This window comes from Cupriavidus sp. PB-02 (genome assembly GCF_058252315.1).
On the sequence record NZ_CM177694.1, the window covers coordinates 2,222,852 to 2,246,918 of the forward strand.

Below are 24,067 nucleotides of genomic sequence, written 5' to 3' on the forward strand. Positions count from 1 at the left end.
GAGTCCTTTGAAGAGAGAGTCGTGCGCGTCAGTCGGCGCGCAGCTTATTGTCGACAATGATTTTTGCGTAGCGCTTGCGGTCGGTGGCGATCAGCTCGCCGAACTGCTGTGGGGTGCTGCCCACGGGGATCGCGCCCTGCTCTACCAGTTGCTGGCGGACTTCAGGCACCGCCACCACCTGTTTCACGCCCGCGGCGATCTTCTCGACGATATCCTTTGGCGTGCCAGCCGGCGCGAGCAGGCCTACCCACGAGCCGGATTCCGCGCCGGAGATCCCGGCCTCCTGCAGCGTCGGCACATTGGGCAACGCCGGCGAGCGCACCTTTCCCGTCACCGCAAGCGCACGCAGCTTGCCCGCCTTGATGTGCCCCGCGGTCTCCAGCACCGAGGCGAACAGCATGTCGACGTTGCCGGCCATCAGGTCGGTCATGGCGGCGCCGCCGCCCTTGTAGGGCACGTGCAGCATGTCGGTGCCGGTGGCGGCCTTGAAGATCTCGCCCGACAAGTGCGGCGAGCCGCCGGTGCCTGAGCTGGCGAACGACAACTTGCCCGGCTGCGCCTTGGCCAGCGCCACCAGGTCCTTCGCGGTCTTGGCGGCCAGCTTGGGCGTGACCACCAGCACGAATGGCAGCTCGGCCATCTCAGTCACCGGCACCAGGCCATTGGGGTCATAGGAGAGCTTGGTGTACAGCGTGGGGTTGATCGACTGCGTGCCGACATTGCCCGCCACCAGTGTGTAGCCATCCGGCCTGGCGCGCGCCGCCAGCTCCAGGCCGACATTGCCGGCCGCGCCCGGGCGATTGTCGACCAGCACCGGCTGCCCCCATAGCTGCGACAGGCGCTGCGTGACCAGCCGCGTGGCGATATCTGTGCCGCCGCCCGGCGTGAACGGCAGGATGATCGTGACCGGCCGTGCCGGCCAGGCGGTGGCCTGTGCGTGCGCGGTGGGCGCCAGCAGTGGTGCGGCGGCGAGGCAAAGGGCCAGCAGCACGCGGCGCCGGCCGCCGTTGGCTCGATGTTGATGTGGCATGGCTGTGTCTCCCTGTCGCGTCATTCCGGCTGGATGCCGGCGTCCTTGGCCACCTTGGCCCACTTGACCATCTCGGTCTGGATAAAGCCGGCGAACTGCGCGGGGCTGCCACCCGCGGGCTCGATGCCGGCCGCCAGCAGGCGTTCGCGCACGTCCGGCGCGGCCAGGGCCTGGCTGATGGCGGCATTGAGCTTGTCGATCACGGCCTTGGGCGTGCCGGCCGGTGCGAGGACGCCGCCCCAGGTGCTGGTGTCATAGCCCGGCAGGCCGGCTTCCGCCATGGTCGGCACCTGCGGTGCGATCGCCGCGTGCTTGGTCGTGGTGACGGCGAGCGCCTTGACCTTGCCGGCTTTCACCTGCGGGCTGATCGCGGCTACGGTGTCAAACATCAGCGAGACGCGCCCGCTGGTCAGGTCCGGATGCGCCAGCGTGCTGCCCTTGTAGGGCACGTGGACCATGTCGATGCCGGCCATGCTCTTGAACAGTTCGCCGGAGAAATGCGGCGCCCCGCCCGATCCGCTCGACGCGAACGACAGCTCGCCGGGATGGGCCTTGCCATAGGCGATCAGTTCCTTGACCGACTTCACGGGGACCGACGGCGAGACCACCAGCATCAGCGGCACGACGTGCGTCAGCGCGACCGGCTCGAAGCTCTTGACCGTATCGAACGGCAGCTTGCGCACCATGCTCGGATTGATGGCGTGGCTGCTGGCCACGAGCGCCAGCGTGTAGCCGTCCGGGGGAGCCTTCGCCACCAGGTCGGTGCCGACGATGCCGGTCGCGCCGCTGCGGTTGTCGACGACTACCGACTGGCCCCAGGCCGCGGTCAGCTTCTGGCCGACCAGCCGCGCCACCAGGTCGATGGCACCGCCCGGCGAGGCGGGCACGACGATGGTGATCGGTTTGCTGGGATAGCTCTGGGCGCGGGCGCCAGTGGGCGTTAGCGCGAGGAACAGCGCTGTCGCTGCGAGGCCGGCGGCAAGGCGGGAGTATTTTGGTGCGATGGAACGAACGGTGGTATTCATGGTGTCTCCTGCCTGAGAATTTATTTGGCGAACGTCGGATGGCCGCTGGCGTTTTGCCCCTCTCCCGGAAGCGGGAGAGGGAGCACCCAATCGCTGATTCAAGACCTTGCGGCTACGGGACAGCTTGGTCAGCAATCCGGGGGCGGTCTCATGCCCCCTTCCATGCCCGCTTAGTCGACCCGCGCCCCGGACTTCTTCACCAGCGCTGCCCAGCGCGGATCTCCTTATCCATCAGCGCCGACAACTCGGCGGGCGTGCTGCCGACAACTTCCATGCCAAGTTGCTGCGTCAGCCGTTGCTGCACCGCGGGCTGCTTCAGCGCACGCACGACTTCGGCGTTGAGCCGCTGCACCACCTCCTTGGGCGTACCGCGCGGCGCGTACAACGCCTGCCAGGAAACCATCTCGAAGCCGCTGACGCCCGCTTCGGCCATGGTCGGCACCTTGGGCAGCAGCGCGGAGCGCTTGGGCGAAGTCACCGCGAGCGGACGCAGCTTGCCGGCCTTGATCATCGCCTCGCCCGCGGTCAGCTGGTCGAACAGGAAAGGCACGAGCCCGGCAGCCACGTCCTGCACGGCTTGCGGGCTACCCTTGTATGGCACGTGCGTCATCGGGACTTGGATCAAGTCCGCAAACAGTTCGCCGGCCAGGTGAGTCGACGTGCCCGCACCGGATGAGGCGAAACTGAGGCCGTTCTTCTTCTTCGCGTAGGCGATCAGTTCCTGCACGTTGTTGACCGGCAGCTCCGCATTCACCATCAGCACGTTCGGCACATAGCCGACCAGGCTGACCGGCTCGAAATCCTTGACCGGGTCGTATGACAGGTTCTTGTACAGGCTGGCGTTGATGGCGTGGGTGCTGATGGTGCCGCCGAAGAGCGTATAGCCATCGGGCTTGGCGCGCGCCACATAGCCCGCGCCCACGGCGCCGGCCGCGCCGGGCCGGTTCTCCACCACCACCGGCTGCCCAAGGGCGCGCGAGACTTCCTGGCCGATGGTGCGCGCGACGATGTCGGTCGAGCCCCCGGCCGCGAACGGCACCACCCAGGTGATCGGGCGCGACGGCCATTTGTCCTCGGCATGTGCCGGTGCGCACACGGCGCCGATGCTGAGTGCCAGGCACGCGGCCACGGTGCGGGCGCCGCGCGTCGCGAGCGCAATACGTTGCTTCATTCCTTGTCTCCTGCCATGGCCGGTCATCGCCGGCCAGTCTGTGTAGTCGTTGGCGTGGGCCGGCGTCAGTACCGGCTTAGCGGCCCGTGGCCTTGCGCCAGGCCGCGAAATCTTCGCGGGCCTGTTCGGTGGTGGGCGGATACAGCCCGATGATGGAGCGGCCCTTGTTCACTTCCTCGGTGACGAAATCCTCGAACGCGGTCATCTCCACCGCCTCGGCGGCGATCTCTTCGGCGAGGTGAGCCGGGATGATGATCACGCCCTCGCCGTCGCCAACCACCACGTCTCTGGGGAACACGGCCACGTCACCGCAGCCGATCGGCACATTGAATTCCAGCGCCTGGTGCAGCGTGAGGTTGGTCGGCGCCGACGGGCGGTTGTGATAGGCGGGCATGGCCAACCGGGCGATCTCGGGCGAATCGCGGAAGCCGCCGTCGGTGACGATGCCCGCGCCACCACGCTGCATCAGGCGCGTGACCAGGATCGAGCCTGCCGAGGCCGCGCGTGCGTCCTTGCGGCTGTCGATCACCAGCACCGCGCCCGGCGGGCATTGCTCGATGGCCTGCCGCTGCGGATGCGCGGGATCCTGGAACACGGTAATGGGGTTGAGGTCCTCGCGCGCCGGGATGTAGCGCAACGTGAAGGCCTCGCCCACCATGTTGCCGCCCTCGGGATTGAGCGGGCGCACGTCCTGGATGAACTGGTTGCGCAGGCCGCGCTTGAACAACGCGGTGCACAGCGTGGCGGTGCTGACGGTCTTGAGCTGCTCACGTACGGAGGGGCTGAGTTGGGTCATGGTGGTCCTTGCCGGGCGGCCGCGCGGGCCGGGTCAGTAGATGCTCGGCTCGCCGGTGGGCGCGCCGAAGTCGGTTTGCAGGAAGTCGAAATCGCAGCCTTCGTTGGCCTGGCGGATATGCTGGGAGAACATCCAGCCATAGCCGCGCTCGAAACGCGGCGGCGGCGGCGTCCATTGCGCACGGCGGCGCGCCAGCTCTTCGTCGGACACTTCCAGGAGGATGCTGCGCTGCTCGATGTCGACCGAGATCAGGTCGCCGGTTTGCACCAGGGCGAACGGCCCGCCGACATACGATTCCGGCGAGACGTGCAGGATGCAGGCGCCGTAGCTGGTGCCGCTCATGCGCGCATCGGACATGCGCAGCATGTCGCGCACGCCCTGCTTCACCAACTTCTTCGGGATCGGCAGCATGCCCCACTCCGGCATGCCGGGGCCGCCTTGCGGGCCGGCGTTGCGCAGGATCAGCACATGGTCAGCGGTGACGTCGAGGTCGTCGCGCTCCACCGCTTCCTTCATCGACGGATAGTCATCGAACACCAGCGCCGGCCCGGTGTGCTTGAAAAACCGTTTCTCGCAGGCGCTGGGCTTGATCACGCAGCCGTCCGGCGCGATGTTGCCCTTGAGCACGGCCAGCGCGCCTTCCTGGTAGAGCGCGTTCTCCGGCGTGCGGATGACGTCGTCGTTGTAGACCTCGGCCCCGGCGATGGACTCGCCCAGCGTGCGGCCGGTGATGGTCAGCGCGTCGAGGTGCAGGCGGTCGCTGATGCGGTTCATCAGCGCCGGCAGGCCGCCCGCGTAGAAGAAGTCTTCCATCAGGTATTTGTCGCCGCTGGGCCGGATGTTGGCGATCACCGGCACGCGCCGGCTGGCGGCATCGAAGTCCTCCAGGCCGATGTCATGGCCGGCGCGCCGCGCCATGGCAATGACATGGATGATCGCGTTGGTGGAACAGCCCATCGCCATGGCCACGGCGATGGCGTTCTCGTACGACTGCCGCGACTGGATGCGCTGCGGCGTCAGGTCCTCCCACACCATGTCGACGATGCGGCGGCCGGCCTCGGAACACATGCGGATGTGATTGGCATCGGCGGCCGGGATCGAGGACGCGCCGGGCAGTGTCATGCCGATCGATTCGGCGATGGCCGTCATGGTGCTGGCCGTGCCCATCGTCATGCAGGTGCCGTGGCTGCGCGCGATGCCGCCTTCGATGCCGATCCACGCCGCCTCGCTGATATTGCCGGCGCGGCGCTCGTCCCAGTACTTCCAGGCGTCCGAGCCGGAGCCCAGCACCTTGCCCTTGTAGTTGCCGCGCAGCATCGGGCCGGCCGGCACGAAGATGGCCGGCACGCCCGCGCTGGTGGCGCCCATTAGCAGGCCCGGCGTGGTCTTGTCGCAGCCGCCCATCAGCACCGCACCGTCGATGGGATGGGAGCGGATCAGCTCTTCGGTCTCCATCGCCAGGAAGTTGCGATAGAGCATGGTGGTCGGCTTGACCGAGCTTTCCGACAGCGAGATGGCCGGCAGTTCGATGGGGAAGCCACCCGCCTGCAGGACGCCGCGCTTGACGTCGTCGACGCGCTGCTTGAAGTGGGCGTGGCAGGGATTGATATCCGACCACGTATTGATGATGGCGATGAGCGGCTTGCCCATCCACTCGCCCGGCGAGTAGCCCATCTGCATGATGCGGGACCGATGGCCCGATGAGCGGAGGTCATCGGGGGCGAACCAGCGCGCGCTGCGCAGCGCGTCCGGTGTCTTCTTGCGAGCCGTCATGTGTCTCTTCCACCTTTGTCATATGGCCTGCCGCACACGGCCGGGCCTTGATGAAAAACATTAAAGCACTAATATATTAGTACGTCAATGTGAGTGGATTCCCTTAGAATCCCACCATTCGGGACGTCCCGGGACCGTCAGTGTGACGGTTCAGGCGCCCATCTCAGTTTCCTGCCATGCGCGCCGCACTCCCTTCATCGCCCGCCCAGTTCCAGTTCGACCGCACACGCCATGCTGCCCCGCAGGTGTTCGAGCACCTGCGCGACCAGATCCTCTCGATGGCCCTGCCACCCGGCACCATCCTGTCGCGCCCGGAACTGGCCGAGCAATACGGGACCAGCCAGACCCCGGTCCGCGACGCGCTGATCCGCCTCGGCGAAGAAGGCCTGGTCGACATCTTTCCGCAGCACGCCACGGTGGTCAGCCCGATCAACGTCGCCCTGGCCACGCAGGCGCATTTCCTGCGCCGCTCGGTCGAGCTCGAAATCGTGCGCACGCTGGCGCTGCAGGCCGATCCGGTGCTGGTCGAACGCCTGCGCGCCACGGTCGCGCGGCAGCGCATGATGCTGGAGCTGCAGGACCTCGACGAATTCAGCGTCACCGACCAGGCCTTCCATCGCGAACTCTATGACGCGGCGAAGGTGCCGGACCTGTGGGGCCTGGTGCGCCGCCAAAGCGGCCACCTGGACCGGCTGCGCCGCCTGCACCTGCCCATTCCCGGCAAGGCGCTGGCCGTGCTGCGCGACCACGACGCCATCGTCGACGCGATCGCATCCGCCGATCCGGCGCGCGCCGAGGCCGCGCTGCGCGCGCACCTGTCCGGCACGCTGGCCAACATCGACGACATCCGCGCGCGGTTTTCTGACTATTTCCGCTAAGGCAGCCTCGACGCCGGGCCGCGTCACTGATCCACCCACATCGCCGGCGTGATCTGGCGCGGATCGGTCACCAGTTCGATCAGCGCCGGCGTGCCGGCGGCGTTGGCACGCTCGAAGGCCCCGGCAAACGCATCGGCATGCTCGACACGCTCGGCCCAGGCGCCGCAGGCCCGCGCCATGGCCACGAAATCGGGATTGCGGATGCCGGTGCCGCTGACGCGCCCCGGATAGCGCTTCTCCTGGTGCATGCGGATGGTGCCGTACATGCCGTTGTTGACCAGCACGACGATGACGTTGGCCCCCGCCTCCGCCGCGGTCGCCAGTTCCTGCGGATACATCAGGAAGCAGCCGTCGCCGGCAAAGCAGACCACGGTCTGCTCCGGATTTCTCAGCTTGGCCGCGATGGCTGCCGGCAGGCCGTAGCCCATGGCGCCGCAGGTAGAGGCCAGCTCGGTGCGCGGCTGCCGGTAGGCGAAGAAGCGGTGCAGCCAGACGGTGTAGTTGCCAGCGCCGTTGCTCAGGATGGCGTCGTCGGGCAGCGTCTGGTCGAGGTGCTGCATCACCTTGTTCAGGTTGACACCGCGCAGTTGCGCGTTCGGCGCCACCGGCGTCGCAAAGGCGACGTGGTCGGCGCGCGCGGCGCGGGTCCATTGCGCCCAGCGCGGCGATTCCGGCGCGCCCAGCGCGGCGAGCATGCGCGTGCCGGGCACGATGCCGGCCTGGATCGCCAGCTCGGCCTGGTACACGCGGCCCAGCTCGGCGCTGTCGGCATGGACATGCACCAGGCGCTGGCGCGGGCGCGGCGGCTCCAGCAACTGGTAGCCGTCGGTCGCGATGTCGCCCAGGCGGGTGCCGAACGCGAGGATCAGGTCGGCATCGCGCACGCGCTGGGCCAGGCGCGGGTTGACGCCCAGGCTCAGGTGGCCGGCATAGTGTTCATCGCGGTTGTCGAAGACGTCCTGACGGCGGAAGGCGCAGGCCACCGGCAAGTTCCATGCCTTGATGAAGGCGGCAAAGTCCTCGGCCGCTTGAGCGGTCCAGCCCGCGCCGCCGGCGATCACCAGCGGGCGTTCGGCGCCGGCCAGCGCGGCGCGCAGCGACTGGGCATCTTCCTGCGACGGCGAGGCCGTGACCGGCTGGTACGGTGCCGCATCGGCGCATTCGCACAGGCCGTCGAGCACGTCCTCGGGCAGCGCCAGCACCACCGGGCCAGGCCGGCCCGAGGTCGCGCACTGGAAGGCCCTGGCGACCAGTTCCGGGATGCGCGCGGGATCGTCGATCTGCGCCACCCACTTGGCCATGCCGCCGAACATCGCTACGTAATCCACTTCCTGGAACGCCTCGCGCCCCACGTGCTGGCGCGCGATCTGGCCGACGAACAGGATCATCGGCGTCGAATCCTGCGCGGCAATATGCACCCCGATGCTGGCGTGGGTGGCGCCCGGGCCTCGGGTCACGAAGCAGATGCCGGGGCGGCCGGTCAGCTTGCCGTCGGCCTCGGCCATGTTTGCCGCCGCACCCTCATGCTTGCAGACCACCAGGTCGATGGCGGGCTGGTCGTGCAGTGCATCCAGCACGTCGAGGAAGCTCTCGCCCGGCACGCAGTAGATGCGATCGGCGCCATGCAGGCACAACGCGTCCACCAGCACGCGGCCGCCGGTGCGCTGGATTGGCGTCTGGGGTACGGATGAATGGGCGGGGGAAAAGGCGGATTGAGGCGTCATGGCGGGTCAGCAGATTCGGGTGGGGATGCACAGGGCAGATTGTTGCCTTGCCCCCGCCGCCACTGCCCGCGTCTTCCTGCATGCCTGCTATGCAGAAAACGCAAGGCTCGACCCGCTGCCAGCTAGTAGATTGCTGGCAGGCCGCAAGGCGGCCCCCACAAGAAAATCAGGAGACAACCCCATGCCAGACCTCACCTGCCGGCAGGACGCCTGCCTTACGCGACGGATTGCCCCGCGCCTGGCCCCGCATCTGGCCTTAGCATCGCTCGCCGCGCTGGCCATCGCGGCCCTGCCCGCCAAGCCGGCGCGGGCGCAGGACGGCTGGCCGGCCAAGCCCATCACCTATATCGTGCCGTTCGCGGCCGGCGGCTCCACCGACGTGCTCGGCCGCCTGATCGGCCAGCGGCTGTCGCAAGCGCTCGGCCAGCCCGTGGTGATCGAGAACCGTGCCGGCGCCGGCGGCAATATCGGCACCGACTATGTCGCCAAGGCGGCGCCGGATGGATACACGCTGGTCGGCGGGACCATCAGTTCCCATGCGATCAACGTCAGCCTGTACCCGAAGATGCCGTATGACCCGGTGAAGAACTTCCAGCCGGTGGCGCTGATCGGCACCCTGCCCAACGTGCTGGTGGTCAATGCCAGCAGCCCGTGGAAATCGGTGCAGGACGTGATCGCCGCGGCCAAGGCGCGCCCGGCCGGGGTCAGCTTTGGCTCCTCCGGCAACGGCACCTCGCAGCACCTGTCCGGCGAGCTGTTTGCCTCGATGGCCGGCCTGAAGCTGCTGCATGTGCCGTTCAAGGGCAGCAGCCCCGCCGTCCAGGCCCTGCTCGGCAACCAGGTCGACATGGTGTTCGAGAACAGCATCGCGGCCATGCCGCTGATCCAGGCCGGCAAGCTGCGCGCGCTGGCCAGCACCGGGCCGCGCCGTGCCCCGGAGCTGCCCGATGTGCCGACCGTGGCCGAGAGCGGCCTGAAGGGCTATGAGATAGTGTCGTGGCAGGCGATCTTCGCGCCGGCCGGCACGCCGATGCCGATCGTCAACCGGCTCTCCGCCGAGATCGGCAAGATCATCCACGAGCCCGAGGTGCGCAACCGCCTGGTGAACATGGGCATCGAGCCGTCCGGCGCGGGCCCCGCCGAGCTGTCCGCGTTCCAGAAGGCCGAGGTGGCCAAATGGGGCAAGCTGGTCAAGAGCGCCGGCATCCGCGTGGAGTAGGCACCCGATCCCTTCATGCCAGACCATCACTGAACACATGAGCGAACACCATATCCCTACCGCAGCGCTGCACCGCTGGGTCAACGATCTCTGGCTCGCGGCCGGTTCGGACGCCCGGGAAGCGCGCCTCACGGCCGACCATCTGGTCGGCGCCAACCTGAGTGGCCACGATTCCCACGGCGTGGGCATGATCCCCAAGTACGTGCTGTCGTGGCAGGCCGACGAGCTGCAGCTGAACCGCAACGTCAGCGTGCTGCACGATGCCGGCAGCATGCTCAGCCTCGACGCTAACCGCGGCATGGGCCAGGCTGTCACCGAGGAAGCCATGGCGCTGGCCATCGAGCGCGCCAGGGCGCACGGGGTTTGCGTGATGGGGTTGCGGCAGTCGCACCATCTCGGGCGGGTCGGGCATTGGGCCGAACAGGCGTGCGCGGCCGGCATGATCTCGATCCACTTCGTCAACGTGCTGTCCAAGCCCATCGTCGCCCCGCACGGTGGTAGTGAGGCGCGCTTCGGCACCAACCCCTTCACGGTCGGCGTGCCGGTGGCCGGCGCGCCGCCGCTGGTGCTCGACTTCGCCACCAGTGCGATCGCGCTGGGCAAGGTGCGGGTGGCCAACAACAAGGGCGTCGACGTGCCGGCCGGCTGCCTGCTCGATGCGGATGGCGTGCCGACCACGAGGCCCGGGGTGATGTTTCCCGGCGAGGGCGAGGCGCAGGGCGCGCTGCAGGCGTTCGGCGGCGAGTCCGGCGGCCATAAGGGCTACGCGCTGGCGGTCATGTGCGAACTGCTCGGCGCCGCCGTCACGGGCGGCCACACCATCCGCCCCGAGACGCTGACCCATCGCCACGCGGTGTGGAACAACATGCTGGCGATCGTGTTCGACCCTGGGCGGCTGGGCACCAGCACCAGCTTCGGCGATGAGGTCCAGGCCTTCGCCGACTGGGTGCGGTCATCGCGTCGGCTGGCAGGCCATGACGGCATCGCCCTGCCCGGTGAGCCCGAACGGCAGCGCCGGCGCGAACGTGCCGAGACCATCCCGGTGGACAGCGGCACGCTCGCCCAGCTCGATGACGCCGCGGCACGCGTGCAATCCGCACGCGGCACCTCGCCCGGGCCGCTGTCGCGCCTGGCTGCCTAGTTCACCCGACTATCAATCCTCTCCTTGCCTGTCCCGACAAAAGGAAAAGACTCCATGCCCACGGCCTCCCAACCTCGCCCGCCGTACTCGCCGCTGCCCAATGCCTTCCGCGCCGCCGTGCTGTCACAGCAGCGCCAGATCGGCTTCTGGTGCTCGCTGGCCAGCCCGGTCACCGCCGAGATCATCGGCCTGGCCGGCTTCGACTGGCTGCTGCTCGATACCGAGCATGCCCCCAACGATCCGCTGACGCTGCTACCGCAGCTGATGGCGCTGAAGGACAGCGCCAGCGCTCCCGTGGTCAGGCCGCCCTGGAACGACCCCATACTGCTCAAGCGCCTGCTCGACCTGGGCTTCTATAACTTCCTGATTCCGTTCGTGGAGAGCGCCGAACAGGCGCGCCAGGCGGTGTCCGCAACGCGCTATCCGCCGCTGGGCACGCGCGGCGTCTCGATGACGCAGCGAAGCAACCGCTATGGCACCGTGCCCGGCTACTTCGACCAGATCAATGACAACCTCTGCGTGCTGGTCCAGATCGAGAGCCGCAAGGGCGTTGATGCCGCCGAGGAGATCTGCGCGGTCGAAGGCGTCGATGGCATCTTCATCGGGCCGAACGACCTGGCCGCGGCATGCGGCCACCTGGGTAATCCCAACCACCCCGAGGTGCAGGCCGAGATCGCACGCATCTTCGCGGCCGCGCGGCGGGCTGGCAAGGCGGTCGGCACGCTGACGCCCGTGGAAGCCGACGCACGGCGCTACCTGGACATGGGGGCCAGCTTCGTCGCCGTGGGGCTGGACCACGTGCTGCTGCGCCAGGCCACGCAGGCGCTGCGCGAGCGCTTCACTGACTGACGAGCGGAAAGCGCGCTCAGACCAGCCGCGCGCCCGGCCACGCCCCCGACATCACGGTATTGCGGACCGACTGGCGCACGGTCTGCATGATGTCCCACAGCTCCGGCAGCGGCGGCCGGTTGCGGGCGGTGGCCAGCGCCACCTGCCGCGTCACCACCGGCTCGACCAGCCTGGCGCAGCGCAGCCGCCCCTGGGCCACGCGGTCCGCCACCGCGGCAAAGGGCAGCAGCGTGGCGCCGCAGCCGTCTTCCACCAGCCGCATCGAGACGGTATTCGACGCATCGCACTCCATCGCCAGCTGCAACGACTTGCCCGCGCGCGCAACTAGGTTCTCGGCCAGCACGCGCAGGCCGTGGCCGGTGCTCGGCAGGATCAGCGGCACCTCGTCCAGGCTGGCGCAGCGGAAGCTCGGCCCGATATGGCCCCATGACGTCGGCGTGACCAGCGTCAGGTCTTCCTCCAGCAGCACGTCGACCTTGAGCGCGCCGTGCTGGTCCGGCAGGTAGATCAGCGCGACGTCGATTTCGCCGGCGGCCAGCCATCCCAGCAGCGGGCTGGCGAGCCCTTCGACAAAGCGCACGCGGGTCGCGGGAAAGCGCTGCTTGACGGCGGTGCCGATGCTGGCGAACGCGGTATTGGCGATGGTCGGCTGCGCCGCGATGATCAGCTGCGCCGGGCCTTGCGCGGTCGACGCCCGGATCGCCTCGCGCGCCTCGGCGAGGGTGGCCGAGACTTGCCGCGCATAGCCGAGCAGGGTCTGGCCCGACTCGGTCAGGATCATGCCGCGGCCGGTGCGATGGAACAGCCGGGTATCGAGATTGGCCTCCAGCCGGGCGATCTGCCGGCTGACGGTGGACTGGTCGGCGCCCTGCTCGAGCGCGGCGCGGGAGATGCTGCCCGTGCTGGCTACGCACACAAAGCAGGCCAGGTCTTCAGAATTCAATGGAGCAGGAGCATTCGCGCTCATGGGTTGCGCATTCCGGGCAGCGTGTTGGTGAGGGACCGGATTGTGTCAGGCGTCCGCACGCGCGGACGCACGCCCTCGTACCGGCTGTCGTGCCAGGCCGATTTTAACCGTGCGGCGCGGGTGAGTGCGCTGAGGCAGCAACCGTGCGCCGGCTTGAACACGACTTGGTTTGGCACTAACTTGGATTCACATCCGGGGGGATCCGCGTTGCCGAAGCAGGAGCAGACATGGTCACCGCACTTTCCGTCGTCAAGGCCGCCTACGACGCCTTCGGGCGCGGCGATGTCGCGGCTATTCTCGATCTTGTTGCCGACAAGGTCGACTGGAAGTTGTTGGGGCCGCCCGCCATTCCCTACGCCGGGCAGCGCAATAACAAGGATGAGGTGGCGCGTTTCTTCGCCGAGGTTCAGCAAGCGGACGACACGCAACTCTTCGAGCCGCGCGAGTTTATCGAGGCTGGCGAACACGTGACCGTCCTGGGCTTCGAACGGGCCATGGCACGCCAGGAAGGGAAGCTGGTGGAAACCGAGTGGATCCACGTCTTCACGGTGCGCGAGGGCAAGATTACCCGCTGGCGTGGCTGCTACGATACCGCTGCGCGCTTTCTGTGAGTTCGATCACCCGCTGCCCAGACCTGCCCACCTCGCCCGAATCAGCGGATCTCCTCCGCTCGCAGCCCTCGCGCCGGAGCGGACGATGCATCGTTGCGGACAGTGCTATTCGACGTCCTCAGCGTAAACCCCAATGACATAGCCGGCACTTTGACAGTTTGCTGACAGCCTTCCCCGCCTAGAATCGGGCCCCTGGTTAGCCGGCCCGGCGACGCATGTCGGAATCCGAAGCCGGCGGCCTCCCCAAGCACGAGAAACAGGGCCTTGCTGCCCCGGCCCATTGGCTGGCCAGCGAAACGCTCACTTCACGACAGGAAAGCAAATGGAAAACGGTGCACGCGAACAGATCCCCGCCACGCTGATCCCCGGCGACGGTATCGGTCCCGAAGTGGTGGACGCCACCGTCAGGGTGCTGGATGCACTTGGCGCCCCGTTTGCCTGGGATGTCCGGCAGGCGGGCATGGCAGGCGTCGAATACAGCGGCGATCCCATGCCGGAAGACACGCTGGACAGCATCCGCCGCACCGGCCTCGCCCTCAAGGGGCCCCTGACAACGCCGGTGGGCGGCGGCTTCCGCTCGGTCAATGTGCGCCTGCGCGAGGCGTTCAACCTCTATGCCAATGTGCGCCCCGCCCGCACGCTGGTGCCGGGCCGCTTCGAGAATATCGACCTGGTGCTGGTGCGCGAGAACGTCGGCGGCTTCTATGTCGCGCATGACTACTACATCCCGGTTGGCGACGACCCGCATGCGGTGGCAGTGTCCACGGGCACCAATACGCGCGACGCCTGCCGGCGCATTGCGCGCTTCGCCTTCGAGTACGCCGTCAGGAACGGCCGCAAGAAGATTACGGTGGTGCACAAGGCCAATATCCTGAAGGCGCTCACTGGCATCTTCCTGGAAGCGGCGCGTGAAGTCGCCGGGGACTACGCCGGCCGCGTGGACATGGACGACATCATTGTCGACGCCTGCGCCATGCAGCTGGTGCTCAACCCGTGGCGCTTCGACATGCTGCTCTGTACCAACCTGTTCGGCGACATCCTGTCGGACCAGATCGCCGGCCTGGTGGGCGGGCTTGGCATGGCACCGGGCGCCAACATCGGCGACGACGCTGCGATCTTCGAGGCGGTGCACGGCTCGGCGCCCGACATCGCCGGCAAGGGCATTGCGAACCCGATCTCGCTGATGCTGGCCGCCGGCCTGATGCTCGACCACGTGGGCCGCCAGGACCTGGCCGCGCGGCTGCGCTCGGCCATCGAGCTGACGCTCAGCCAGGACCAGGTCAAGACCGGCGACCTCCACGGCACGGCCTCCACGCTGCAGTTTGCCGACGCGGTAGCGAAACGCATCGTTTCCGGCAGCTGACCCCCGCCGGGCAGCAGGCGACGCCCGCTGCCCGGCGCCGCAGTCTTGTCGGCGCGGCCCGCACGGGCAAGCGCGCAAGACTGCCACACCTCCGCGGTCTTTCTGTACCGCTGGCACGCCCTGCCGTGCCGGCGGGACCGACCACGCCCCTGACCCCGTGCGCCAGACCGACGCACGCACCCGCCCGCAAGCGCCCCCACGTGGACTGAGCGGCAAGAGAGATACAGAAGAAGATGTTGACCCTGCTCGCCTACTCGATGGTGATCGTGTTCATGGCACTGATCATGACCAAGCGACTTTCCGCCATGGTGGCGCTGATACTCGTTCCCATTGCGTTCGGCGCGATCGGCGGCTTCGGGCCGGAACTGGGGCCGATGATGCTGGACGGCGTCAAGAAGCTGGCGCCGACCGGCGTGATGCTGATGTTCGCCATCCTGTATTTCGGCCTGATGATCGATGCCGGCCTGTTCGATCCGGTGGTGCGCGTGATCCTGAAGGTGGTGGGCGGCGATCCGGTCAAGATCATCGTCGGCACCTTCGTGCTGGCCGTGCTCGTGTCGCTCGACGGCGACGGCTCGACGACCTACATGATCACCTGCGCCGCCATGCTCCCGCTCTACAAGCGGCTGGGCATCAGCCGGCTGGTACTCGCCTGCGTGATCATGATGGCGGGCGGGCTGATGAACATCCTGCCCTGGGGCGGCCCGACCGCACGTGCGGCCAGCGCACTGGGCGTCGACGTGGGCTCGATCTTCGTGCCGATGATCCTGCCGATGGTCGTCACCGGCATGTGGGGCCTGTTCGTGGCATTCCTGCTGGGCCGCCGCGAACGCAACCGGCTCGGCACCGTCGCGCTGATGAGCGCCGGGTCTGGCCATGCCGGTCATTCGGACCATGCCGCGCCGGAGATCGCTGTCGGCGATCCCCAGATCGCCCGGCCCAGGCTGCTGTGGTTCAACTTCCTGCTGACCATCGGCCTGATGGCGCTGCTGATCCTCGGCACATTCCCGCTGCCTGCGCTGTTCATCGTGGCTTGCGCGATCGCGCTGATGGTCAACTACCCGAGCCTGCACGAGCAGAAGGAGCGGATCGGCGCGCATGCGGCCAACGTCGTGCCGGTCGTATCGCTGATCTTTGCCGCCGGCATCTTCGTCGGCATCCTGTCGGGCACCAAGATGGTCGACGCGATCGCAAACAGCGTCATCAGCGCCGTGCCCGACTGGATGGGTCCCTACATGGCCCTCGTGACCGGTGTGCTGAGCATTCCGTTCACGTTCTTTATCTCGAACGACGCGTTCTACTTCGGCATCCTGCCGATCCTTGCCAAGGCCGCCGCCGTCTATGGCATCGGGGCCGCCGAGATCGGACGTGCCTCGCTGATCGGCCAGCAGGTTCACCTGCTGAGCCCGTTGGTCGCGTCGACCTATTTGCTGGTCGGCCTCGCCGAAGTCGAGTTTGGCGACCACCAACGCTATACCCTGCTCTGGGCCCTGTCGGCGGCGTTTGTGATGATGCTGGCCACCGTTGCCTTCGGCGTGATCCCCGTCATCGGGCATGCGGCCTGAGCGACACCTCGCATGCACAACACCATCCGAACCTGCATTCGACCTGGACAACTGGGGGAGCTACGATGGTGGTCTGGGCAGCTATAGTCTGTCGGTGACCAGTGGCGTGCTGACTTCCACCCAACCGGGCGGCGCGATCTCTTGATCGCAACAGGGTTCGGCACGTCAAGCTGATCCAATCGTCCCCGACGCCGGCGAGCATGGCAGGCCCCCATGTGGGCCAAAGGAGAGTGCGATGTCAGACGACCTTGTCATTCGGAAAATGACGCGTGCCGAGTTGGACCAACTGGTCGGCTGGGCGGCAAGCGAAGGGTGGAATCCCGGTCTGCACGACGCGGAACTGTTCTGGGCCACGGACCCCGATGCTTTTATCGCGGCGGACCTTGATGGAGAACTGATTGGCGGCGGGGCCATCACGTCTTACGACGGGGAATTCGGCTTCATGGGTTTCTTTATCGTCCGCCCGGAGTTTCGCGGTCGGGGGCTAGGCAACGAGCTGTGGCATGCCCGCCGGGACCGACTCATTGCCCGCCTGCGGCCCGGCGCAAGCATCGGACTGGATGGCGTATTCGCGATGCAGGATTACTATGCCAAGGGAGGCTTCGTCTTCTCACATCGCAATCTGCGCTTTCGTGCCGAGATCCCGGATACCCTGGCCCGGCCACCCGAGCCGCCGTCAGAGCATGAAGGCATCGTCCCGCTGGGTGAGGTGGCGTTCGAGCAGTTGCTTGAATACGATCGGACCTGCTTTCCCGCTGCACGCGCTGCTTTCCTGCGAGGCTGGATCCGGCAGGCCGATGCGCTTGCGCTGGGGTTCATGCGCCATGGCAAGCTGAGCGGATATGGTGTGGTGCGTCGCTGTGGAGACGGCTGCAAGGTAGGACCGTTGTTTGCCGATGATGCCGAGGCAGCGGAAGTACTCTACGCGCGCCTGGCAGCTTTCGCGGCGGGTGGTCCCCTGTTTCTCGATGTACCGGAGAATCACCCGGCCGCCATGGCGCTTGCGCATCGGCACGGCATGACGGAAGTCTTCGGCTGCGCGCGCATGTATCTTGGGCCGGAGCCGGGCCTCGTGCTCGCGCGGATCTTCGGCATCACGACCTTCGAGCTCGGATGATGCCAGGACGCGACCTGACCGGCTATGGAAGCTCCCCGCCCCATCCGCACTGGCCTGATGCCGCGCGTGTGGCGCTACAGTTTGCGCTGAACATCGAGGAAGGGGCGGAATCCTGCATTCTCAACGGCGATGCCCGCTCCGAATCGTACCTGCACGAACTGCCCGGCCGGCCGTCGCGCGAGGCAGAGCGCGACTGGAGTGTCGAGAGCATGTATGAGTACGGTGCGCGCGCGGGCGTCTGGCGCCTGCTGGACCTGTTCGGCGAGCGTGGCCTGCCACTGACCGCTTTTGCTGTGGGTCGCGCGCTCGAGCTCAATCCGCAGATCGGGCAAGCGCTCAGCGCCGCGGGACACGAAGTGGCTGGGCATGGCTACCGCTGGTTTGACTATCGGGACGTGCCGGAAGACGAGGAGCGTCACCATATCCGCCTGACGATCGAGGCAATCGAGCGGATCTGCGGCAGGCGCCCGGTGGGGTGGTACACGGGCCGCGTCAGCCACAATACGCGGCGCCTGATCCATGAAGAAGGCGGTTTCCTATACAGCTCTGATGCCTACAATGATGACCTGCCCTACTGGCTGTGCGGATCGCCGCCGCAGCTCGTGATTCCGTATACGCTCGTCAACAACGACGCACGCTATCTGCTGCCTGATGGCTTTGCATCAGGGGAGGATTTCTACCGTACGCTTCGGGACGCGTTCGACCAGCTCTGGCACGAGGGTGCGCAAAGACCAAAGATGATGAGCGTCGGACTGCATGCCCGCATCAGCGGCCATCCCGCGCGTGCCACGGCGCTTGCGCGTTTTCTTGACTACGTGCGGGGTCATGATGCCGTGTGGATCTGCCGGCGGGAAGACATCGCCAGGCACTGGATTGCGGAGCACCCTGCCTAGAGTCCAGGGGGAAAGCGCGTTGGCCGATCGCCGCGGCACGTCGGCCGCTGCGCCGGGGCGCACCAGTCCTTACACAGTGTCACGTCGGAAGGTGCCCTGGAAATGGCCCAGGGAGCAATGTGGAAGGACCCTAACCTGCCCTACTATCATCGAGCGCGCCACGCGCGGCCGTTTGAAGGTGCTGTCGATTTCAACTATCCTGATCTGTTCCTGGTGCCAGCGTTCACCGCCGTCGCGGCTGCCCCGGCTTCGAGGCTGTGTGGCTCCAACCATTCCTTCAAGGAGGAAGACGATGCGTGTCATGGTGATGGTGAAGGCTACGAGCGATTCAGAAGCTGGCAAGATGCCAGGCACGGAGTTGCTCGCGGCCATGGGCAACTTCAATGAAGAGCTCGTCAAGGCCGGCGTGATGCTCGCTGGCGAGGGCTTGCACCCGAGCGTGAAGGGAAAACGCGTACGCTTCTCGGGCGAACAGCGGACCGTGATCGACGGGCCGTTCCCGCAGACCAACGAACTCGTCGCGGGGTTCTGGCTATGGCAAGTCAAGTCAATGGACGAGGCTGTCGAATGGGTCAGGCGCTGCCCCAACCCCATGGAAGGCGAATCCGAAATCGAAATCCGCCCGCTGTTCGAAACCGAGGACTTCGGCGCTGAACTCACGCCCGAACTGCGTGCGCAGGAAGAGCGACTGCGCGCTGAGGTCGAAGGCGCGAACAAACCGCGCTGACGCGAGCTCCCTGCCGCAACAGCAGTGGATTCCCCTATCGCACGAAAGTACGCGAAGAGCGGTACCCGCTTCGGCAGCGGGTGCCCTCGATATGCGCTTGCCGGACCCATCGCCGCGTCGCCGGCCGTCATCAAATTCACATAAAACGGGCGGATAGTCGTCTCGATCACCGGGCAATGCCGACGGTCAACATGCGAGAGAGACTATGGTGGGCGATATCCATTCCGAAGTCGTACAACTGGGCGCGTACAAGGTCGAGAAAGGCAGGAGTTCCGTCTCCGGCCTGTCGTCCGGCGCCTTCATGACGGTGCAGCTGCATCTGGCGCATTCGTCGAGCTTTGCCGGGGCCGGCGTGATCGCCGGCGGCCCCTACCGCTGCGCCGAGTCGTTCCGCGCCGCCGCACCGGTGCCGGAGGACGCCTACGAACTGAACGCCCTGCATCTGTGCATGAATCCGCTGGTGCCGCAGACCACCCCGGATGCGCAGCACCTGGCGCGGCTGGCGCGCCAGACCGCCGAGGCCGGCGAGATCGATGCCATTTCCCATCTTGGCGGGCACCGCGTCTATATCTTCACCGGCAGCAAGGACAGCGTGGTGTATTCCTCCGTGGTCGCGCGCACCCGGGAATTCTACGAATTGCTCGGCGTCGGATCCGGCGACATCGCCTACGACGACAGCGTGCCGGCGGGCCATTCCATCATCACCGACAACGCCGAGGATTCTCCGCTCGGCACCAATCAGCCGCCCTATATCAATAACGGCGGGTTCATCCAGTCCCACAGCATCCTGCGCCATATCTACGGCGACCTGAACCCGCCCTCGGAGCGCCTGGGCGGGCGTCTGCTGCGCTTCGACCAGACCGAATTCTTCGGCAACGAGCCGCGGGCCAGCATGAGCCGCTTCGGCTATGCCTACGTGCCCAAGGCGGTGGAAGAAGGCGCCCAGGCGCGCGTCCATATCGCCTTGCACGGCTGCAAGCAGGGCTACAACTATATCGACTTCACCTTCGGCCAGTCCGACTTCGCCAGCCAGCCGCCTTATGGCAACCGGTATATCACCACGACCGGCTACAACGAGATCGCGGACAGCAACAACATCATCGTGCTCTATCCGCAGGCCGAGGGCACCGACAACAGCACGACGCAGAACCCGGACGGCTGCTGGGACTGGTGGGGCTATTCCAACCCGCATCCCACGCGGCCCGACTACTATTCGCGCAATGCCATCCAGATCAAGGCCATCCACGGCATGCTGAGCCGTCTCGGCGGCTGATCCCTTTCACGGAGGATGACCATGAACGACACCACGCAGATGCTCCCGGCCACGCTACAGCTGGACGTTTCGACGCTGGAGGGTGCGAAAACCGTACAGCACGCCATGGCGGCAGCCCATCCGGCTGCCTTGCAGCAGGCGCTGACACTGCATGCCCTGCTGGGCGGATGGGCCACGCGCGCCGTCGGCAACGGCGTTGCTGCCGCTAGCCTAGGCCCGTTCGCCGTCAGCCCGCAGACCTGGACCGAACTGTTCCAGCTGCAGGCGGCGGTGGTCAGGCGCCTGCACGAGCAGCAACAGCAGAACCTGCTGGGCTGGGCCGGCTGGCTGCAGGAGCGTGCCCGGCTCAGGCGGGCCAACACGATGTCCAAGCTGATGGAGCAGGAATTCGACCTGCTGGCCCGCTTCGTTCTGCTGCTGAGCGACCAGGCAGTGGATTTCGTGACGCTGCAGGAGAACGTCGAGGTCAACACCGGCTACTGGCTCGGCCAGAAGGCCGCCGCGGCCGCGGCGTAGGGCGGGGGCAAATGAGATCTGCACGATCTTTACTTCAGTACAAGGGATAGACGGAAAAGCAACAGCCGGCCGCACGAAGCCTGCCCGACGCACTATAACTAACTGGGGTTCGATCGCATGCCCCTGTCCGTCGCGCAAGCGCTATTCGTCCGAACAGGAGCACTGGCATGGCCAAGCAGCTCGCTATCCTGATCGATGCCTCCGGCTCGATGTTTCACTCCGCCGGCAACGGCTCGTCCAAGGACAAGATTGTCGAAGCCTCGGAATCGGTGCAGTACATCATCGATGAGATCAACAACAAGACATCAACCTCCGGCGAGACCTGGGCGGTTTCGTTCTGGTACTTCGCCACGCAGACCAACGGGCTGATCGGGCAAGGGAATTTCCCGGTGGGAGACACCACGATCTGGAAGGACCTGGTCAGCGCCATCGAAAACCAGCCATCGGTCCAGGGCGCAGTCGGCAGCATGACGGATATCTTCCATGCCGTGCGGACCGTCGCCGACTTCATGGTCGCCAATCCGCCGCCGCTGTTTCCCGCCGTGTACAAGAAGAAGATCGTGTTGTTCACCGACGGCAACCAGACGATCGAGCATGACGACCGGCTGACCAAGGGCGGCTATGAATTCGAACAGGGCATCGACTTTGCCGTGCTGCTGGCCGGCAACGGCATCGCCCTCAATGCGCAGGGTATCGGTTCGGATCTGCTCAACGCGACGCTGACCGACCTGGTCGCGGAGGCGGAGCCTTTCGGCAGTACCACCAAGACGATCAGCACCACGCCGGCGTATGCGGCAGACACTTCGGCGGCGCTGATGACCAACTCGATGAAGGTCGTCAACAACAACGGCATCCTGCCGTTGCGTCCGCTGACGCGGCCGGCATCGAAACTGCTGTGGGAACAGTTCAGCCTGCCGACACTGGCGCCCGAAGGCAGCGACGAACGGGCGCGCCGGCGCGTCAACGAGGAGCATTTCGAAGTCGATGTCGATGACATCTCGCAGGAGCTGCTGCTGGGCCTGACCTGGCATCATCCCGGACGGCCCTCGATCGAAACCACCTCACCCTCCGGCACATTGTTCCGCCATGGCCTGAACGGCGCCTTTGAAATCGGCGTGGGATGGATGACCGCGCTGCACGTCCCTACCCCCGAGCCCGGCACGTGGCGCGTGCGCGTTGCCGGAGATCCGCAGTTCCGGCCGTTGCGCATGAACCTGATGGCCCGCTCGGTCAGCCCGGAGTTCGATATCCTGCTGCGGGTCGATCCCTTCCAGCTCAATCCGCAGGACACCAGCGTGGTGACCGCGACACCGATGTTCAACGGCAAGACCGCGGCCGGCAAGTTCGAAGCCGTGCTGAGCGACTTCACGGGCCGCTCGTGGCCGATGGAGCCGCAACAGGATGGCACCCTTGCCGCCAAGGCGGACTTCCCGGTGCCCGGCGTGGCGCCGCTGCGCGTCGAGCTGAAGGGAATGCTCGAGGGCAAGCGCAAGGTTTCACGCCTGGAGTTCACTTCGGTCCAGGTGGGGCGCCCGCGCGACCCGCGCCTCACCGTCGAGCCCGACCGCTACCGGCCGGGCCGGCGCTACAAGATCATGGTCACGATCAGCGATGCGGCCTTCACCGCAGCGACCCAGATCGCCTTCGGCGCGGGCATCGAGGTCCGTCGCTTCACGGTGCTGAGCCCGATCGAAGCGGTCGCCGAGATCACCGTCGCCAGCGATGCCTTCCCCGGCGCGCGCGAGGTGCTGACCTACCAGCCCGACGCCGAGACCCTGGGCGGGATCGTGGTCGAGAAGCTGCCGGGGACTGGGCTGCCCTTGCTGACGGGCTTCGTCAAGGCCTTGCGCTTCGACGCCCGCGGGCGGCTGGTCGCCGCCGTGCTGGACGAGGATCGCGAGGTTCCGGTGCAGCGCCACGACGAACGCCTGCGGCGTCTGCTCGAGAAGGCGCGCGACCAAAACCTGGCGGTCTCGATCGCACTCGATGACCATGGCGGCCTTGGCAAAGTCACGGTAGGCGAATGAGCGCCCTGCTCGATCCGGTGCCTCCGGCGGACGGCGCGGAAGTCCTCGCGCGCTTCGATGCCATCCTCGCCTGGGCGCGGCAGCACCGCAGCCGGCTCGGCTATTTCGCCGCCCTCTACCGCGGCGTCACGCTGCGCGCCCGCAGCGCGCTGGCGGCCGGGGCCTTCGAGCAACCGCAGGCGGCCGAGCGGCTGGTGGTGCTGTTCGCCAACCGCTACTTCGAAGCGCTGGCGGGACACCTGGGCGGCGCGCCGGTCAGCCGCTCATGGCAGATTGCCTTCGACGCCGCCGGGCGCTGGCGGCCGACCGTATCGCAACACCTGTTGCTCGGCATCAATGCGCATATCAACCTGGATCTGGGCATTGCGGCGGCCCGCACGCTGGACGAGTACCCGCTGCCGCGGGCGGATTTCGACGGGGTCAATGACCTGCTGCTGCAGATGGTCGACGAGGTCCAGGACCGGCTCGCCGGCGTCTGGCCGCTGCTGCGACTGGTCGACAGGCTGGCCGGCAGCCTGGACGAACGACTGATCGGCGCGGCGCTGGTGCAGACGCGGTCCGCGGCCTGGGACTTTGCCCAGGCATTGCGCGCAAGCGGCAGCAGCGAAAGCGCGCTGATCGAACGGCAGGACCGCCAAGTGGCGGAGATCGGGCGCCACATCGCCGCGCCCGGACCGCAGCTAGGGCTGGCGCTGGCTGCCGTGCGGATGGGCGAATTGCGCGGCATTGTCACCATCATCGATTTGCTGGATACCGAGATTGCGCGCGCCCGCGCCGCCGTCGAAGCCAGGGTCGCCGGGCAGCCGACTACCTAGCCAGTAGCGATCAGCCGAGACCCAGCAGGATCATCGCGAGACGATATCCTTCCGCATTGGCCCCAGCATGTCGAGCAACTCCTTTTGCTCCTGTGCTGGCACCTTGAACTTGTTGAGCGACTTCACCAGGTCTTCCACCAGCGCATCAAACTCGCCATTGGTGATGCCCATGCCGGCATGGGCGGTCCGCATGTCACGCCCCTTGTAAGTGCATGGCCCCCCTGCGCCAGCGCAAATCTGCTCAACCAGCCTCGTCTTGAGACGCGGAATATTGGCATTGGCGAACTTCGGACTGATACGCGTGTCGGCGGCAACATTCCCAACGAAGTCGTCGACTACGGCCGTAATCGCTGGGCTACCGCCAAGCCGTTCGTATAACGAAGACATGGCCGGCTTCGACACATCCGATGGCGCGGCCCGCTTCGACGTGTCCGGCATCGCGCAACCGCCGAGTCCCATCAAGCCCACCACCAGGACACCGGACAGAAAAGGTGAAATGCGCATGGTCGACTCCTCTCGTGCGATTCGGGTAGCGGACGAATTGCCGTTACGGTCTGGAACCGCGGATCCCCCGCGCGGTGAATCCA

Annotated in this window: 21 protein-coding genes and 1 pseudogene; 14 read left to right on the top strand and 8 right to left on the bottom strand. The window is 66.8% G+C overall.

All coding sequences use genetic code 11. From position 1 onward, the window contains the following. Nucleotides 1-28 precede the first annotated feature (28 nt). The 5 genes and pseudogenes from AC10V3_RS10455 to araD all read right to left on the bottom strand — a co-directional run bounded on the left by AC10V3_RS10455 (nucleotide 29) and on the right by araD (nucleotide 5,795). Nucleotides 29-1,030: a Bug family tripartite tricarboxylate transporter substrate binding protein gene (locus tag AC10V3_RS10455; RefSeq protein WP_022535180.1), complete on the bottom strand. Its 1,002-nt coding sequence runs from the start codon at nucleotides 1,028-1,030 to the stop codon at nucleotides 29-31. A gap of 20 nt (nucleotides 1,031-1,050) precedes the next feature. Continuing rightward, complete coding sequence (locus AC10V3_RS10460) at nucleotides 1,051-2,055, bottom strand: tripartite tricarboxylate transporter substrate binding protein (RefSeq protein ID WP_022535181.1); 1,005 nt, start codon at nucleotides 2,053-2,055, stop codon at nucleotides 1,051-1,053. Between the two features lie 170 nt (nucleotides 2,056-2,225). Then, nucleotides 2,226-3,226, bottom strand: a pseudogene (locus tag AC10V3_RS10465) (Bug family tripartite tricarboxylate transporter substrate binding protein). A 76-nt stretch (nucleotides 3,227-3,302) separates the two neighbouring features. Beyond that, nucleotides 3,303-4,022 carry a ribonuclease activity regulator RraA gene (locus AC10V3_RS10470; RefSeq protein WP_022535183.1) on the bottom strand — a complete coding sequence of 240 codons (720 nt, stop codon included), beginning with the start codon at nucleotides 4,020-4,022 and terminating at the stop codon, nucleotides 3,303-3,305. Between the two features lie 33 nt (nucleotides 4,023-4,055). Next, entirely contained in the window at nucleotides 4,056-5,795 is a 1,740-nt protein-coding gene (araD, locus tag AC10V3_RS10475; RefSeq protein WP_022535184.1) for an L-arabinonate dehydratase, read from the bottom strand. 176 nt (nucleotides 5,796-5,971) lie between these two features. On the opposite strand from araD, the gene AC10V3_RS10480 reads away from it, so the two are divergent. After that, on the top strand, nucleotides 5,972-6,673 hold the full coding sequence (locus AC10V3_RS10480) for a GntR family transcriptional regulator (protein WP_349607194.1): 702 nt from the start codon (nucleotides 5,972-5,974) through the stop codon (nucleotides 6,671-6,673). 23 nt (nucleotides 6,674-6,696) lie between these two features. Here the strand turns inward: AC10V3_RS10480 and AC10V3_RS10485 are convergent, their stop codons facing one another. Continuing rightward, nucleotides 6,697-8,397: a thiamine pyrophosphate-binding protein gene (locus AC10V3_RS10485; RefSeq protein WP_022535186.1), complete on the bottom strand. Its 1,701-nt coding sequence runs from the start codon at nucleotides 8,395-8,397 to the stop codon at nucleotides 6,697-6,699. 181 nt (nucleotides 8,398-8,578) lie between these two features. Here AC10V3_RS10485 and AC10V3_RS10490 point away from each other — a divergent pair, with 181 nt between their 5' ends. The 3 genes from AC10V3_RS10490 to garL are packed head-to-tail and all read left to right on the top strand — an operon-like array spanning nucleotide 8,579 to nucleotide 11,606. Continuing rightward, nucleotides 8,579-9,616, top strand: a complete 1,038-nt coding sequence (locus AC10V3_RS10490; protein WP_022535187.1) for a Bug family tripartite tricarboxylate transporter substrate binding protein — start codon at nucleotides 8,579-8,581, stop codon at nucleotides 9,614-9,616. Nucleotides 9,617-9,653: 37 nt separating this feature from the next. Continuing rightward, nucleotides 9,654-10,757: a malate/lactate/ureidoglycolate dehydrogenase gene (locus AC10V3_RS10495; protein ID WP_349607191.1), complete on the top strand. Its 1,104-nt coding sequence runs from the start codon at nucleotides 9,654-9,656 to the stop codon at nucleotides 10,755-10,757. A gap of 54 nt (nucleotides 10,758-10,811) precedes the next feature. After that, nucleotides 10,812-11,606 (top strand): 2-dehydro-3-deoxyglucarate aldolase, encoded by a 795-nt coding sequence (gene garL / locus AC10V3_RS10500; RefSeq protein WP_022535189.1) that lies wholly within the window; start codon nucleotides 10,812-10,814, stop codon nucleotides 11,604-11,606. A gap of 16 nt (nucleotides 11,607-11,622) precedes the next feature. Here garL and AC10V3_RS10505 read toward each other — a convergent pair whose 3' ends face one another. After that, complete coding sequence (locus AC10V3_RS10505) at nucleotides 11,623-12,573, bottom strand: LysR family transcriptional regulator (RefSeq protein ID WP_041681056.1); 951 nt, start codon at nucleotides 12,571-12,573, stop codon at nucleotides 11,623-11,625. Nucleotides 12,574-12,800: 227 nt separating this feature from the next. On the opposite strand from AC10V3_RS10505, the gene AC10V3_RS10510 reads away from it, so the two are divergent. The 10 genes from AC10V3_RS10510 to AC10V3_RS10555 all read left to right on the top strand — a co-directional run bounded on the left by AC10V3_RS10510 (nucleotide 12,801) and on the right by AC10V3_RS10555 (nucleotide 23,480). Then, nucleotides 12,801-13,184, top strand: coding sequence for a nuclear transport factor 2 family protein (locus AC10V3_RS10510; protein WP_022535191.1), 384 nt, complete (start codon nucleotides 12,801-12,803; stop codon nucleotides 13,182-13,184). 322 nt (nucleotides 13,185-13,506) lie between these two features. After that, nucleotides 13,507-14,547, top strand: coding sequence for an isocitrate/isopropylmalate dehydrogenase family protein (locus AC10V3_RS10515; RefSeq protein ID WP_022535192.1), 1,041 nt, complete (start codon nucleotides 13,507-13,509; stop codon nucleotides 14,545-14,547). Between the two features lie 233 nt (nucleotides 14,548-14,780). Further along, complete coding sequence (locus AC10V3_RS10520; RefSeq protein ID WP_022535193.1) at nucleotides 14,781-16,112, top strand: CitMHS family transporter; 1,332 nt, start codon at nucleotides 14,781-14,783, stop codon at nucleotides 16,110-16,112. A gap of 235 nt (nucleotides 16,113-16,347) precedes the next feature. Next, nucleotides 16,348-17,229: a GNAT family N-acetyltransferase gene (locus tag AC10V3_RS10525; protein ID WP_022535194.1), complete on the top strand. Its 882-nt coding sequence runs from the start codon at nucleotides 16,348-16,350 to the stop codon at nucleotides 17,227-17,229. Beyond that, nucleotides 17,226-18,122, top strand: a complete 897-nt coding sequence (puuE, locus tag AC10V3_RS10530; RefSeq protein ID WP_022535195.1) for an allantoinase PuuE — start codon at nucleotides 17,226-17,228, stop codon at nucleotides 18,120-18,122. The genes AC10V3_RS10525 and puuE overlap by 4 nt, the downstream gene beginning before the upstream one ends. Nucleotides 18,123-18,414: 292 nt before the next feature. Continuing rightward, nucleotides 18,415-18,849, top strand: a complete 435-nt coding sequence (locus AC10V3_RS10535) for a YciI family protein (protein ID WP_490922189.1) — start codon at nucleotides 18,415-18,417, stop codon at nucleotides 18,847-18,849. A 205-nt stretch (nucleotides 18,850-19,054) separates the two neighbouring features. After that, nucleotides 19,055-20,122 carry an extracellular catalytic domain type 2 short-chain-length polyhydroxyalkanoate depolymerase gene (locus tag AC10V3_RS10540; RefSeq protein WP_022535197.1) on the top strand — a complete coding sequence of 356 codons (1,068 nt, stop codon included), beginning with the start codon at nucleotides 19,055-19,057 and terminating at the stop codon, nucleotides 20,120-20,122. 21 nt (nucleotides 20,123-20,143) lie between these two features. Next, on the top strand, nucleotides 20,144-20,638 hold the full coding sequence (locus AC10V3_RS10545; protein WP_490922191.1) for a hypothetical protein: 495 nt from the start codon (nucleotides 20,144-20,146) through the stop codon (nucleotides 20,636-20,638). 167 nt (nucleotides 20,639-20,805) lie between these two features. Further along, complete coding sequence (locus AC10V3_RS10550; protein WP_022535199.1) at nucleotides 20,806-22,665, top strand: vWA domain-containing protein; 1,860 nt, start codon at nucleotides 20,806-20,808, stop codon at nucleotides 22,663-22,665. After that, nucleotides 22,662-23,480, top strand: coding sequence for a DUF5995 family protein (locus AC10V3_RS10555; protein WP_022535200.1), 819 nt, complete (start codon nucleotides 22,662-22,664; stop codon nucleotides 23,478-23,480). Before AC10V3_RS10550 ends, AC10V3_RS10555 begins: the two co-directional genes overlap by 4 nt. 30 nt (nucleotides 23,481-23,510) lie before the next feature. Here the strand turns inward: AC10V3_RS10555 and AC10V3_RS10560 are convergent, their stop codons facing one another. Continuing rightward, entirely contained in the window at nucleotides 23,511-23,984 is a 474-nt protein-coding gene (locus AC10V3_RS10560; protein WP_041681057.1) for a group I truncated hemoglobin, read from the bottom strand. Nucleotides 23,985-24,067: the final 83 nt, after the last annotated feature.